The organism is Shewanella electrodiphila, from assembly GCF_023283985.1.
Lineage (GTDB): Bacteria > Pseudomonadota > Gammaproteobacteria > Enterobacterales > Shewanellaceae > Shewanella > Shewanella electrodiphila.
Genome location: NZ_JAKIKU010000006.1, coordinates 19,162 through 33,220, shown reverse-complemented (window position 1 = coordinate 33,220; position 14,059 = coordinate 19,162). Strand labels below are relative to the sequence as shown.

Sequence of the window (14,059 nt, the reverse complement as noted above, 5' to 3'; positions counted from 1 at the left end):
GCCCTGATTCAAAGTATAAAAATAGCATATCTTTGAACAATTAAAATGGCGTTTAGTTTGATCTTTAACTTAGACCTATCTTTGGGTCTTGAGTTTTACTTAGTCAGCTTTAACTGATTGTGCTAATGCTTTAGCGAACTGTTCAGCTACCGCTTGACGAGATTCACTCGGTACTTTGTTTTCAAGTAAGTGTGAAACGCAATTGCCTAATACCATCAGGCTTAAATCAGTTGGTGCTTGGTGCTTATTAAGTACTGCTAAAAGCTCAGTTATTAATGCTTCAACTTGGGTGTTGGTATATTTAGATTGGATAGCCATAATCAGAAAAGTTCAAAAAGTAATGAATTAGCCCATTATTATATCGGATTTCATCCGCTGTTGCTGCAAGTTTCTAATGTTCAAAATTACATCAAATCTCAGCGGTTTATCTGGGTTTATTAACCCCTTTGGCTCTTATCGCTTTGCTGAAGTTTATTTAGCTTAACTGATTTGTAATTGCGCATTTTTGCGAAGATTTTTTTAAGACTTTTTACTCTGGTCTGTTATGATATTGAACGCTATTTCGCTTCCATTAATAGAGATCAGTCAGGGCTTATGAGCATCAATATCGAGCAAGCAATTATCCACGAAATTTCCCAAGACAGTCAGGGACAGTTAAGTTGTCGTCTTAGACCGCAGCCGCTATTAAATAGCAATGCTGTTGAGTCTATGTTGGAAGAATTACATCAAACTTACACTGGAAAAGCGGGTAAAGGCTTTGGTTTCTTTGGTACTCATGGCGAAGATGGTGAAGCAAATCCGGCTTTTTCTAATGCATTAAATGAATATCGTAGCGGCGAGTTAGGTTTTGTTGAGTTCAGTAGTGCGGCGAGTAAATTACTCCAAGAGGAACTCGCAAAATATGACTTTAGCCAAGGTGGCTTCTTATTGATGTCATGTTATACCAGCATGACAAGTGACTATTTATTTGTTGCCTTATTGAATGCTAAACCATCGATGACTGTTTTAGATGATATGGAGCTATCGCAGAATAATCATTTGGATCTAACTAATGTTCAGTTAGCTGCACGTATCGATTTAACAGAATGGCAAGCAGATAAAGAATCGCGCAAATATATATCATTTGTTCGCGGTCGTGCAGGCCGTAAAGTGGCTGATTTCTTCTTGGACTTCATGGGTTGTGTTGAAGGTGTTAACACTAAAGCACAGAATAAAACCTTAATGCACGCAGTCGAGGATTTTGTTGCCAGCAGTGAATTGACTAAAGATGAACGCCAACAATGCCGTGATAAAGTGTTTGATTACTGCAGTGAACGCGCTGATGAAGGTGCTGACATTGAAGTAAAAGATTTAGCTGATGAACTTGCTGACTCGGGTATGGATTCTTTTTATGACTTTGCCTGTGGTGGAACTTATGAATTAGATGAAGAGTTTCCTGCCGATAAAGCTAGCTTACGCACCTTGAAGAAGTTTTCAGGTACTGGTGGCGGCGTGACACTAAGTTTTGATGGCGGCCATTTAGGTGAACGAGTCATATATGATCCTATTTCAGATACCTTATTGATTAAAGGTGTACCAGCAAACTTAAAAGATCAGTTAGATCGTCGCCTTAAAGGTGAATAAAACATCAAATTTAAATTAAAGCGTCCATTTGGACGCTTTTTTTTGCTTTTAATATGTGAAATTAAGGTTTTCAGTTAATATTCGATGTTATTTGCTTGTTATGACATTTATCAGTTTTATTTTTAGATTATTTTAGTACACTAGCCAAAAATTTAACCTATTGACGGTGATTGCTTTTTAAGTGGTTACTAGGGGGGAAGCATGATAACAGCCTATGTTTATAATCAGCGAAAGTTAACGGTCCACGAACTCAATGTTCACGACAGTATACCCGAGCAAACATTATGGTTAGATATGTTCAAGCCCAATGATGATGAAAGGGAATGGTTGAGTCGTTTTTCGGTAGAGGAAGTACCTGACGAAGAAGATATCAATGAAATTGAAGCCTCAGCACGTTTTTTTCAGAGTAAAGATGGTCTGCATATTAACTCTTTGTTCCCGCAGCGTTCTGGGTCTGATGTGCGTGCAATTAACGTGTCATTTAACTTACGTAAAGATTTTTTACTGACCATTCGTGAAGAAGATGTCGGTCTTATTCGCCTGCTGCGTAACTACTTACGCTTAGGTCGTTTAGATGCCACGACACCTCAAGGTTTAATGCTGGAGTTATTCCATCTGAAAGTTGATTATTTATCAGATTTAATCGAAGACGTGTATGCGGTCTTAGATAATGTCAGCTCGAAAGTGTTTAATGATGAAGAATTAGATGAAGTTTTCAAGATGATCACCTTGCAAGAAGATTCGAACGGCAAAATTCGTTTGAGCTTGCTCGATACGCAGCGTTCGTTAAGGTACATTCAGCGTTATTACCGTGAGCATTTATCTGAAGAGAACATTAAAGACTTACGTGAGATGTTATCTGATATTGAATCCTTAATGCCTCACAGTCAGTTCATTTTTGATAAATTGAATTTCTTACTTGATGCTGCAATGGGCTTTAGTGGTATTCAACAAACCAAAATTATTAAAATATTCTCGGTTGCTGCGGTGGTCTTTTTACCTCCAACCGTGATTGCCAGTAGTTATGGAATGAACTTTGCCAATATGCCAGAACTAGATTGGCGTTTTGGTTACCCTATGGCTATTGGGTTAATGCTTGCCAGTGCCAGTGGTACTTATTTATTTTTTAAACGTAAAGGTTGGTTATAAAGCCATTTAACGGTTTGGTCTTTAAGATAAAAAGCCATTAATAACTGAGTTATTAATGGCTTTTTTGTGCTTGTTATATACAGACTATGGCTGGCCGATACCGTAGCTAATTCGCTCTCGTGGGTTTAGATATTTAAAAATATTTTCAGGCAAGGCTGATACAGGTAAGCAGCGTACTATACTGATTTCTTCACGCTCTAAATCAATTATCGGTGCTTGCTCCTTTGGTACTAAAGGATCGTACAGCATGATTTGCGGAAATAAGATTTTATTCAGATTAACCGACATCACCATACCAAACTGACCACTGGATAACTCAATTACACTGCCCGGTGGATAAATACCGATAGTTTTGATTAGTTTGCCAACATATTCAGCATTAAGCTTTTTTTGGTAGTTTTTATAAATTAAGCCAAGTGATGCGTATGGGGTTTTGGCTTTTGAGGTTTTGGTGCCATTGCATAAATCATCGTATTCATTGACCACAGCGATTAACTGAGAGAATTTGTCTAAATCATCACCCTTTAAGCCTTTAGGGTAGCCTGAACCGTCAATAAATTCATGATGGTTAGCAATCATAGGTTTAGCTTGCTCAGGGAAGGTATCTGCTAATTTGAGAAAGTTCAGACTCATTAATGGATGCTGCTTAATCAGGTTTTGTTCTGGTTTAGTTAGCGGCACTTGCTTATTGAGAATATTACTGGGTATTTTGAGTTTGCCAACATCATGAAATAAGGCACCTAAACCGATTAATTCTATATCTTCTCGATTCCAGTTTAGGCTTTTAGCCAACATCATACACATAACGGAAACGTTTAAAGAATGATGGTAAATCAAGTCACCGGGCTTAGCATCGCCCATTAAATGTAAAACTAAATCATCAGAGCTCAGTAACATATTTGTCATTGAGCTAACCATGTCTTTCGCATCATTAACAGAGTTTAAGGGACGGCTTCCTAACTTTGAAACTGTCGATCGCATCATAGACAAAGAACGGTCAAATTGTTGTTCAGTTTTCTTGATACTGCGACGAAGTTTTTTTTGCGATTCAATTTGTTCTTGCTTGTATTGATCCATCTCAAGCTTGAGTTCATCTAAGCCATCTTCTTTAATCGATCCGGCTTTTGACTTAGCTTCTTCTTTATCAAGTAGCTTCACATCACTGCGTTCGGTATCAAAATAGACTTGTTCAATCCCGAGGCTTTTGATTAATTCAATTTGAGATTGGGTTTTGACTTTAAAATTGCTGAACAGAAAGGGGTGGTCTTTCCACGAGACAGGTAAGCGAATAAAGTTACCCACTTGAATTTGATTAATAGAAACTTTTACAGAGTTTTTCATAGGTTAAAGCAAGTACCCGAAGCCATCTTTTATAATTTGAATTGCCAATGATGAGCTGACTGTTTTGCCAATTTATCAATTCCATGGCAGCATATTATCATTACATTATAAAAAGTGCTGATTTAATATGGATTTTATTGAAGTCATTCCAAATGCATTAACTGATGATCTCTGTGGCAGGTTAATCAATGCATTTGAACAACATGATGGTGTTATTGAAGGTAAAACTGGTCAAGGAGTCGATAGAGATAAGAAACGAAGTTTTGATTTAACTCTAGATAATCATAAGGATATGACACAGCTTAAAAATGAGCTGTTACAAAATACCTTAAAACATACTGCAGATTACTTTAAACAATACCCAATGGCTCTAATGGGAGCTGTATCTGTGTCTGTTGCTGACGAACAAGGAAAACCTGCGACTTTATCGCCTGATAACTTTGCTTTATTGGGGGAGCCAAGAGCTGAAGCTTTAACTAAGTATTTATATCGAAGTGGTGTCATCAATTTACAGAAATATAATCAAGGTGTCGGCGGATACCCGCATTGGCATTCAGAACATTTCCCACAAACAGGTTCACATGAAGCACTGCATCGCGTGCTGTTATATATGTTTTACCTTAATGATGTAGAAGACGGCGGTGAAACTGAGTTTTATTATCAAAACAAGTCGATTAAACCTCAAAAAGGAACCATGGTAATAGCGCCTGCTGGATTTACTCATACCCATAAAGGTAATACACCTATCAGCAGTGATAAGTATATTGCGACTTCATGGATTATGTTTAACAAAGCAGAGCATTTATATGCGCCAATCAAATAATAAATAATATGATAACGAGGAGATAAATCCTCGTTACTTTATTATTGTGGTGGAATTTTTATGGTGAATTTTGCGCCTAGTAAATGACTTTCGGTAATAGACAGTAAGCCATGATAACTGCTTACAATCTCATTACAGACAGCTAGCCCAATCCCTTGTCCTGGTGATTGGGTATCTGCTCTTACGCCGCGTTGTAAAATTCGCTCTTTTATTGCATCGTCAACTCCAGGCCCATCATCCTCAACGATGAGTGTTGCATTGCCGTCAAGGTCGATTCTTGCTGAAATTATCACTTCGCTAATGGACAGTCTGAAAGCGTTTTCCATCAAATTACCGCAAAGCTCCATTAGATCGCCTTTATTAATCGGGAAGCTAACTTCAGGGTCAACATTAACCGTAAACTTCACACCTTTGTCACGGTAAATCTTAAATAGCATTTGCGAAAGTTGCTCAACCATTGGACGAACGAGTGTTTGTTCGTGCACTAGGCCTTGGCGCCCAACCAGTGCGCGTTTTAACTGATATTTTACCAGCTGATCCATTTGACCCACTTGCTGCATAATCTTGTCACTGGCATCAGCTTTACTCAAAGAATGATCATCTGTAATGGCATGCACAGCTGCTAATCGTGTTTTAAGACTATGGGCCAAATCATTCATCGCATTTTGGTAGCGTTCCTGCTGATCGCTTGACTGGACTAATAATTGGTTTAGTGCTTGGGTTACGCCTTCTAGTTCATGGGGGTAACCGTCAGAAAGTGCCTCTTTTTTGCCATCACCAATGGCTTGTAATTCACTTTTTAGTCTTGCCATAGGGCGCATTCCCCAATAGGCGGCACTAATCAGTAATATAAATGCGAGCATCATCACGACAGCTAAACGAAGGTAGGTGAGTTTTTTGAAGCGTTTGAATTCGTTTTCAACAGAATCAGCATCTTTTAATACCACCATATTGTATTGAGTTTGGTTTAACTCAACGGGTAAAAGATAGGCAAAGTAGGACTTTTTATCTGACATGGTGAGGTAATAGGGAGGGCTCGTGTCAGCTATTGACTCAAATCGCTGACATATATTGTTAAGACCACTCTTTCTTGCCAGTGTGGAAACCCAAACTTCGTCAAAGGTTTGTGTACAACTGGCCATCATATAGCTTTTTTGTTTATTATTTTCATTGAGCCAATTATTGTCAGCAGGAATGAGATCGTGCTCTCTGAGCTCTGCCGCAATTTGAGGCATTTCAGCAATCAGTTGTGAGGTTTCTTTATTATAGCTATTTTGAGCATGTAAAATGGTCACAGACCATGCAAGCCCAAAGCCCACCAATGCAATGATGGTTAACGAAGTAATAAACATCCGCGTGAGTAGACGCTTTTTGGGCATAAAATTTAGCTGCATGGTAAATTAAATTTATATCCTTGGCCGCGAATAGTGGCAATTGGGTTTTCAATTCCACCTTTATTGAGCTTTTTACGAATTCTACTTACCATAACTTCAATGGTATTAGGGTCACCTTCTTTGTCGCCATAGACCACGTCTAATAAGCGTTGCTTCGCCACCACCTCATGACAATGTCGCATTAAGTATTCTAAAATGAGGTATTCAAATGCGGTCACTTCCATGTTTTCATCATTCAGACTAACTTGTTTTGCCGCTAAATCGAGCTGTAAAGTACCACTACTGATTGTCGGTTTTACAAAACCAGCACTACGTCTAACTAGAGCATCTAAACGTGCCACTAGTTCTTCTTTTTGAAATGGTTTGACTAAGTAATCGTCAGCGCCTGCATTTAATCCTTCGACTTTATCTTGCCAGTTTACTCTGGCAGTCAAAATCAAAATAGGGGCCTTAACATCCGCATTACGGATTTCAGATATCAGGGTTATTCCGTCTTTGTCAGGTAAGCCTAAATCCACAATGGCGATATCAATAGGGTAATTAGTCGCTTGATAAAAGCCTTCTTTGGCAGTAAGTGCAACTTGTACTTGGTTACCTAATTCAGACAGCTGTACGTTTAGATGATGGGATAAGATTGGATCGTCTTCAATGACTAAAATTCTCATATTAATACTCTTAGAAATAAATGTGTGAACTCGATATTTAGCTCAGGAACAAAAAACGATTTTGCAATGTTTAGCTATTAGTAAGTTAATCTTAAATAACGGTTTGCTTACGATGAATTTGATAAAATATTAACTTATCTTTACTTAACCATTACTGACTGTAATTGTTAATAGCTAGTTCGACAAGCAGCTATTTCTAGCAGGGGTTAATGTAAACGGATCGACTAAGCGAGATAGTCATTTAGTAAACTAACCAAAATCGTGATAGCAACGCCCATGAATATCACACCAGTTATCGCGTCGATTAACCTGCTACCTTTTGCCATTTTTTGCTGAATCACGGGCTTTGTTAATACTAACGCAAGAAAGCTAAACCAAAATAAAGACAAGATAAATAGTAGGCTCGCGGCAGCGACTTTTGTTTCGGTCGTGACTTGAGGGGTCACCAAAACGGTGAAAATAGTGATAAAGAAAATCAGTGCTTTAGGGTTAAGCATGTTGGTGTATAAGCCTAAACGAAACCCTTTTGCTGGAGTGAGTACATTTAAGTTTTCTGTTAAAACTTTACTATTTTTAGTATTAGCCGTTTCAGTATTAGCCTTTTTAATATTACTTTTTACATTGTTTGTTATGTTAGGCTCTAGATTCGCGTCCGCAACATCTTCTCCTACAGCATTGTTATTTGTTGAAGAAGGGTTTGAATGTGTTTTAAATGATTTTAATACTGAACTTAATGCACTAAATCCCATGTAAGCAAGATAACTAATGCCAATTATCTGTACTGAAAGATAAGCCATTTCTGACTGTTGGATCATTAAACTAATCCCTAAAAGCGACAGCAAACTGTGGACTAAAATTGCGATGCTGATACCAAAAGCGCACATTAATGCTGTTTGTCGCGTTTGTTGGGTTGAGGTTTTTACAATAATCGCAAAATCAGGACCTGGACTAACGAGTGCAAGACAGTGAATAACAGCGAGCGTTGATAGAAGAGCAAAATCCATTTATTATCCGAATTAAAGTGTAATGAATATACTTAAATATAAGTATTGAAAAATATAGACTCAGGCTAGGTTATCTTAAAAACTAAAAAGGCGCCATACGGCGCCTTTGGTTGTAATAACGTTTTGATTATAAACTTATTAGTATTCGTTAATTGCCATTAGGCATTTTTAACTTGCTCTTCAAAGCTTGAACCAACTTTACCAGCTTGTGAGTCATTGAAAGTTTCTTCGTTGAATTCACCTTCAGATTTGGCAATAACCACTGTTGCTACAGAATCACCGGTTACGTTTACTGCAGTACGGATCATGTCGAGTAAGCGGTCAACACCAATAATAAGTGCGATCCCTTCAACGGGTAAGCCTACTTGGTTTAGTACCATGGCAAGCATGATTAATCCAACACCTGGAACACCCGCAGTACCAATTGATGCTAATGTGGCTGTTACGACAACAGTAACATAATCCATTAGGCTTAATTCAATACCAAACACTTGCGCGATGAATACCGTCGCAACCCCTTGCATGATGGCTGTGCCATCCATGTTGATAGTTGCACCTAGAGGCAAGGTAAATGAAGCGACTTTATTATCAGCACCTAAGCGATGTTCACAGGTTTCAATCGTAACCGGTAAGGTTGCATTTGAACTTGCTGTACTGAATGCAAATAATTGTACATCACGCATCTTACGCAGGAACATTAATGGGTTTAGACCCGTAAATGTTTTCAGTAATGTTGGGTAAACGACAAGTGCTTGTACCAGCAATACAAAAATAACTAGGAAGAAGTATTGAACCACACTGCCTAATGTTTCTAAGCCTAAGGTCAAACTTAGCTTGGCCATTAACGCAAATACACCGTAAGGAGCCAGTTGCATGATTAATGTCACAACGCGCATGATCACTTCATTTAAATCATTAAATAAAGCAGACACTCGAGCACCACGTTCCCCAATATGAGATATAGCAAAACCAAAGATGACTGCGAAAATAATAATCTGCAGCATGTTACCTTGGCTCATCGCTTCAATTGGGTTTGTTGGGACGATGTTAATCACAACTTCAGCAAGACTTGGTGCATCTTTAGCGCTGAATTCCATCGCTGAACTTGCCAACGAGGCGTTTCCTGGATGAACTAAGATAGCTAATGAAATCGCAACGGTGAGTGCAATGGCTGTCGTGAACATATAAAAGGCAATGGTCTTGCCTCCTAAACGTCCTAACTTTGAAGGGTCACTTAGGGAAGAAGTACCACAAACTAATGAAACAAAAACTAATGGCACAACTAACATTTTCAAACTTGAGATAAAGATTGTCCCAACAACGTGTAGAACACCTTCAGTAATATAATCTTTTACAAATAGGCTATCTGGAAATACGTTTCTCAAAATCAATCCGAGAAGAATACCCGCACCCATACCTATCAAGATCTTGCTTGTTAAACCAAGCTTACTATTTTTATTCAAAACTACTTCCTTCCAATCTCATTCATCAATTTTTGATGATTTATATTTTTTATCTTTTAAAGCGTAGCAGGAAAATAAATCTTATGAAACGGGATAAAAGTTAAAGTTTTTAAGGAAAAATGCCGAAGAAAACAGTAGAGTAACAAAAAAGTTGCCAGAATTTTGTGTAATATGGCGAGATAAGTAACTATTATAAATCTTAAGTACGATTTTAATGTAACAGGGAGACTGACAATGAGGTCAGCACAAAGACTATTTTTAGCGCTTTTAAGTTCAATTTTTCTTTTTGCTTGTAGTGGTGGGGGAAGCATTTCCGATGATGGTGGAGGAGGGACGACTCCAACAGAAACTATTTCAATAGAGTTATCGTCATCGGTTGCATCTGATGTAGAAGTTGATGCAACAACTGGAGCAGTATTAACAGCAACAGTTACGAGCTCTACAAATGGAGCTGTAAGCGGGGAATTAGTCACTTTTGCATTAAATAATGCTGAATTAGGTACTTTCAGTAATGAAACTGCGACAGCTGTAACTAATTCATCAGGTATCGCAATTATTAATATACTGTCAGCCAATATTGCTGGTTCAGGAAGTGTTAGTGCAACCATTGAAAGTGGTGAGTCTACTTCTATTGCATTGACAATGAAGGGTGATGGAAATGACGGTGGCGGAGTCAATGTCACGACAGTGGAGCTTTCGCTATCAACAACCACTATTAATGCTATTGATGGTTCAACTTTAACAGCTCTAGTATCAAATTCTATCAATGGTGTCATTGAGGGTGAATTAGTCACGTTTGTATTAAATAATCCTGACTTAGGCACATTTGATGTCACAACAGCTACTGCAGTAACGGGTGCAGACGGTATAGCGACTATTCATTTATTTTCTGCGGAAATTGCAGGTTCAGGTACCGTTTCTGCTTCGATTGAATCAGGCGAAAATGATTCAAAACCTTTCACTATGGTAGGCGATGGTGGTGAAGCCGGTGGCGGAGCGCAGGTGACACTAAAGTTATACAATGCAACAGGGGATGAAGTTGATACAATCAGTACCTTAGTTCCTGGTGTTTTAGTTGCTACTGTTACTGGGATTAATAAACCTACTATTGTTTCTTTTAGTTCTGAAATTGGTGATTTACCAATAACTTCAGCCGTTACAAATGATGAAGGGAAAGCATCTGTTGATATATATGCAGGAAGTTCATTAGGTGCCGGGATTGTGACTGCTTCGCTTTCTTCTGGTGAAAAAGGTGAAGCAATTGTCATTGTCGGGGCAACCAACGTTGTTATGGGAAGTGGTTCTCCTCTTGAAGAAGGCGTTGCGGAAGTTAGTACAACTGACCTTTCTGCTGGCGGAACAGCAACTGTAACAGTACTGATCCAAGATGAAGCCGGAAATCCGTTTAATCAGCCAATTGATGTTAACTTTTCATCGACTTGTGTGACAAGTGGTCAGGCTGAACTGAGTTCTCCTGTTTCATCAACTAACGGTGTGGCTACTTCTACTTATCTGGCCCAAGGTTGTGCTGGTGAAGATCAAATCAATGTGACAGCCAATGCAGGCGGAATTAGTTTATCTGCAGTAGCGACGATTAATGTACTTCAATCTGATATTGGTAGTATTGTCTTTGTTTCAGCAGAACCTGAAAATATTGGCATACTAGGAACAGGTGGCATTGAATCATCTGTAGTTAAATTTCAAGTGCTAGATAAAAACAGTAATGTTGTAGCAAACCAAGCTGTTGATTTTTCACTAAATACAGTGGTTGGCGGTATCTCAATTGATCCAGTTACTGCTACGACCAATAATGAAGGCATAGTTCAAACCGTTGTCACTACAGGTACGGTAGCGACTTCTGTACGTGTGACTGCAACGGTTGACAATGATGCAGTTCCAGCTATATCAAGCCAATCGAAACAGCTTATTGTTTCAACAGGTATTCCTGACCAAGACAGTTTTTCATTATCTTCAACTATTCGCAATGCTGAAGGTTGGAACCGTGAAGGGACTGAAGTTGAAGTGACTGCTCGTATGGCAGATGCTTTCAACAACCCTGTACCAGATGGAACAACTGTTTCATTTACCACTGAAGGCGGTTCTATTGAAGATGCATGTCAAACGACAAATGGTACATGTTCCGTTATGTGGACTTCACAATTACCACGTCCAGAAGGTCAGAGTTTTTACGATGCTTTAGGCAATCAAACTCTAAGCCCGATTCAAAATCTTAAGTGTTATAAATTAACTGACAAGTCAGAAGATCCAACCTGTGAAGCTGATAATATTGTTTATGGCAATTTTTATGGTCAACCATATGGTGGTCGTGCCACTATTACTGCTACAGCAATTGGTGAAGAGTCTTTCCCCGATTTAAATGGTAATGGTCGTTTTGATGCTGATGAAATGAATGAGTTTTTAAACGGTACAGATGTGACTGGTGAAAAATTTGATTTAGATGATGCATTTAATGATTACAACGAAGATACGGTATTTAACCCACAAGCTGCAGACTCATTAAAAGGTCTTGATGGTGGTGCGCTTGAAGAGCTAATAGACTTTAATGTGAATACAGTCTTTGATACTGCTGATGGGCTTTATAATGGTGTACTCTGTTCTGATCCTGTTCATGCTGGTTGTGCAGATGGTGTGAGTGATTCAAAATCCTTGTTCGTAAGACGTAGCATTGTGATTGTGATGTCGGGAAGTACGGCGGTTGTTACTTTACCTGAAGAAATTCAAATTATTGATGAAGTTCAGGACGAAGATGCTGACGGGAATACGATTGTAGTTGATAGAGAGCATGATGCTACGACTCCAATTCAGATAATTGGTAAAGGTTCTGCATCAGTAGCGTTTACACTGTCTGATTTACATAATCAGCAATTACCTGCAGGTACAATTGTTACTTTCTCTGCTTCTGCAGGTTCAGTTACAAGTACTTCTACCATCACTTGGCCTAGCTCTAACCATAATGGTGGACGTAATTTTGCGGTATCACTAAAAGGTGAAGATGAACCGAACTCTGGTGTTTTCTCTGTCACAACAGAAACCCCAGGTGGAGTGCTCACAGAGGTGTTAGCGATTGGTATTAATATCTTGTAGTTAAATCGCGATATATTCAATAATCAAAAATGCCGCTCAATGAGCGGCATTTTTATTTCTAGATATTTAGTTCATCAAATTATTAATGATTATCTGTTAAAACTATCGATATTATTTTTGGAACTGATAAACACTACCAAGTTTCAAGATTTGAGTGAGTTCATCCAATGCTGTACGTGATTCAATAATAAGTTGTGGATCTGCTAAATCTTTTACTTCTAAGCTGTCACGGTAATGCTTATCTACCCAAACATTGAGTTTATTGAATAACGCATCATTCATAAGTGTATGTTGATTTACTGCTGATACTTCTAATTCACTCATAGCAACACGTAGACGTAAACATGCTGGGCCGCCACCATTTTGCATGCTTTGCTTTACATCATAATATTGAACTTGCTTGATTGGTGTACCTAACGTAACTAATTCGTTTAGATAGGCAAATACTGCAGGATTTTCTTGGCAGTTAGTTGGGGCAATGATTGCCATATCACCATTGGGTAGGGTGATAATTTGGGTATTAAATAAGTAGCTCTTAACGGCATCATTTATCGAGACTTGTTCAGTAGAAACTTTAACAAAGTGAACATCAGCATTCATTTTGCGTCGAATTTCTTCAAATTTCGCATCAGTATTTAAAAAAGCCTGTTCGTGATAGAACAACACATTCTGGTTACCTACTGAAATAACATCGTTATGGAAAACACCTTGATCGATTACATGAGGGTTTTGTTGGATAAAAACACTGCTTTCGTCATCTAATTGATGCAAACGTGCAACAGCTTGCGATGCTTCTAATGTTTGTCTAGCTGGAAACTTTGTCGGTTTTATCGCATTTGGATTTGTGGCTTCTTGGCCGTATACAAATAACTCAACACCTGAGTGACCGTAATCATTACACAGGCGAGTATGATTAGCCGCGCCTTCATCACCAAAACTTGCATGTTCTGGTAAATGTTGATGATGTTTGAAGAAACGCTCGTCTTTAAAAGTCGCTTTGAGGATATTACCAGTAGTGATAGGTTCAATACTGCGGTGTAACTTGTCGACTAAGTTTGCAGGTGTGAAGTGAACTTTACCATCACGAGTATCAGCACTAGGGGACACTGTAGCAGCATTTGCGGTCCACATGGATGATGCACTACAACATGCATTAAGTAACGCAGGAGCATGCTTAGCGGCTTGATTAAGCACCTCAGCATCAGAACCTGAGAACCCCATACGACGAAGTGAATATAAATCTGGACGTTCCTGAGGTGCTAAAACACCTTGAATCATACCTAAGTCAGCAAGTGATTTGGCTTTTTTCAGTCCCTGTTTGGCAGCTGACTTTGGATTTGAAGCTTGCGCAGCGTTGCTATATGAGGCTACATTACCAAAAGATAACCCTGCATAATTATGGGTTGGTCCGACAAGTCCATCAAAGTTCGCTTCGAAGTGCTTCATTTATTATCCTTAAATTTATTTATTATTGTTATAAAAATTGTTGTGA

At 38.6% G+C, this 14,059-nt stretch carries 11 protein-coding genes; 4 read left to right on the top strand and 7 right to left on the bottom strand.

The window, feature by feature from the left end; translation table 11 throughout:
* Window positions 1–99: 99 nt before the first annotated feature.
* Entirely contained in the window at window positions 100–318 is a 219-nt protein-coding gene (locus L2737_RS12150; protein WP_102528342.1) for a YejL family protein, read from the bottom strand.
* A gap of 276 nt (window positions 319–594) precedes the next feature.
* Here L2737_RS12150 and yejK point away from each other — a divergent pair, with 276 nt between their 5' ends.
* The gene (gene yejK, locus L2737_RS12145) at window positions 595–1,623 is read left to right on the top strand and encodes a nucleoid-associated protein YejK (RefSeq protein WP_102528343.1); all 1,029 of its coding nucleotides are present in this window, start codon (window positions 595–597) and stop codon (window positions 1,621–1,623) included.
* A gap of 201 nt (window positions 1,624–1,824) precedes the next feature.
* Complete coding sequence (gene corA, locus L2737_RS12140) at window positions 1,825–2,772, top strand: magnesium/cobalt transporter CorA (protein ID WP_102528344.1); 948 nt, start codon at window positions 1,825–1,827, stop codon at window positions 2,770–2,772.
* Window positions 2,773–2,856: 84 nt separating this feature from the next.
* Here the strand turns inward: corA and L2737_RS12135 are convergent, their stop codons facing one another.
* Window positions 2,857–4,113, bottom strand: coding sequence for a cyclic di-GMP phosphodiesterase (locus L2737_RS12135; protein ID WP_248955880.1), 1,257 nt, complete (start codon window positions 4,111–4,113; stop codon window positions 2,857–2,859).
* A gap of 127 nt (window positions 4,114–4,240) precedes the next feature.
* Here L2737_RS12135 and L2737_RS12130 point away from each other — a divergent pair, with 127 nt between their 5' ends.
* On the top strand, window positions 4,241–4,936 hold the full coding sequence (locus L2737_RS12130) for a 2OG-Fe(II) oxygenase family protein (protein WP_248955879.1): 696 nt from the start codon (window positions 4,241–4,243) through the stop codon (window positions 4,934–4,936).
* A 41-nt stretch (window positions 4,937–4,977) separates the two neighbouring features.
* Here the strand turns inward: L2737_RS12130 and L2737_RS12125 are convergent, their stop codons facing one another.
* From L2737_RS12125 to L2737_RS12110, 4 genes are all read right to left on the bottom strand, one after another.
* Window positions 4,978–6,330, bottom strand: a complete 1,353-nt coding sequence (locus L2737_RS12125) for an ATP-binding protein (RefSeq protein WP_248955878.1) — start codon at window positions 6,328–6,330, stop codon at window positions 4,978–4,980.
* Window positions 6,321–6,995 carry a response regulator gene (locus tag L2737_RS12120; RefSeq protein ID WP_229368324.1) on the bottom strand — a complete coding sequence of 225 codons (675 nt, stop codon included), beginning with the start codon at window positions 6,993–6,995 and terminating at the stop codon, window positions 6,321–6,323. Before L2737_RS12120 ends, L2737_RS12125 begins: the two co-directional genes overlap by 10 nt.
* 224 nt (window positions 6,996–7,219) lie before the next feature.
* Entirely contained in the window at window positions 7,220–7,999 is a 780-nt protein-coding gene (locus L2737_RS12115) for a LysE family translocator (RefSeq protein ID WP_248955877.1), read from the bottom strand.
* 158 nt (window positions 8,000–8,157) lie between these two features.
* Window positions 8,158–9,462 (bottom strand): dicarboxylate/amino acid:cation symporter, encoded by a 1,305-nt coding sequence (locus L2737_RS12110; RefSeq protein WP_283108340.1) that lies wholly within the window; start codon window positions 9,460–9,462, stop codon window positions 8,158–8,160.
* Window positions 9,463–10,104: 642 nt separating this feature from the next.
* On the opposite strand from L2737_RS12110, the gene L2737_RS12105 reads away from it, so the two are divergent.
* Window positions 10,105–12,567 (top strand): hypothetical protein, encoded by a 2,463-nt coding sequence (locus tag L2737_RS12105; RefSeq protein ID WP_428848389.1) that lies wholly within the window; start codon window positions 10,105–10,107, stop codon window positions 12,565–12,567.
* A gap of 111 nt (window positions 12,568–12,678) precedes the next feature.
* On the opposite strand, the gene astB is transcribed toward L2737_RS12105, so the two are convergent.
* Complete coding sequence (gene astB / locus L2737_RS12100; protein WP_248955875.1) at window positions 12,679–14,013, bottom strand: N-succinylarginine dihydrolase; 1,335 nt, start codon at window positions 14,011–14,013, stop codon at window positions 12,679–12,681.
* Between the last annotated feature and the right edge of the window lie 46 nt (window positions 14,014–14,059).

What these genes read in the sequence shown, in the direction of transcription:
- yejK (WP_102528343.1), top strand. Translation starts at nt 595, where the DNA reads ATGAGCATCAATATCGAGCAAGCAATTATCCACGAAATTTCCCAAGAC.
- L2737_RS12120 (WP_229368324.1), bottom strand. Translation starts at nt 6,995, where the DNA reads ATGAGAATTTTAGTCATTGAAGACGATCCAATCTTATCCCATCATCTA.
- L2737_RS12135 (WP_248955880.1), bottom strand. Translation starts at nt 4,113, where the DNA reads ATGAAAAACTCTGTAAAAGTTTCTATTAATCAAATTCAAGTGGGTAAC.
- L2737_RS12125 (WP_248955878.1), bottom strand. Translation starts at nt 6,330, where the DNA reads ATGCAGCTAAATTTTATGCCCAAAAAGCGTCTACTCACGCGGATGTTT.
- astB (WP_248955875.1), bottom strand. Translation starts at nt 14,013, where the DNA reads ATGAAGCACTTCGAAGCGAACTTTGATGGACTTGTCGGACCAACCCAT.
- L2737_RS12115 (WP_248955877.1), bottom strand. Translation starts at nt 7,999, where the DNA reads ATGGATTTTGCTCTTCTATCAACGCTCGCTGTTATTCACTGTCTTGCA.
- L2737_RS12150 (WP_102528342.1), bottom strand. Translation starts at nt 318, where the DNA reads ATGGCTATCCAATCTAAATATACCAACACCCAAGTTGAAGCATTAATA.
- L2737_RS12105 (WP_428848389.1), top strand. Translation starts at nt 10,105, where the DNA reads ATGAAGGGTGATGGAAATGACGGTGGCGGAGTCAATGTCACGACAGTG.
- L2737_RS12130 (WP_248955879.1), top strand. Translation starts at nt 4,241, where the DNA reads ATGGATTTTATTGAAGTCATTCCAAATGCATTAACTGATGATCTCTGT.
- corA (WP_102528344.1), top strand. Translation starts at nt 1,825, where the DNA reads ATGATAACAGCCTATGTTTATAATCAGCGAAAGTTAACGGTCCACGAA.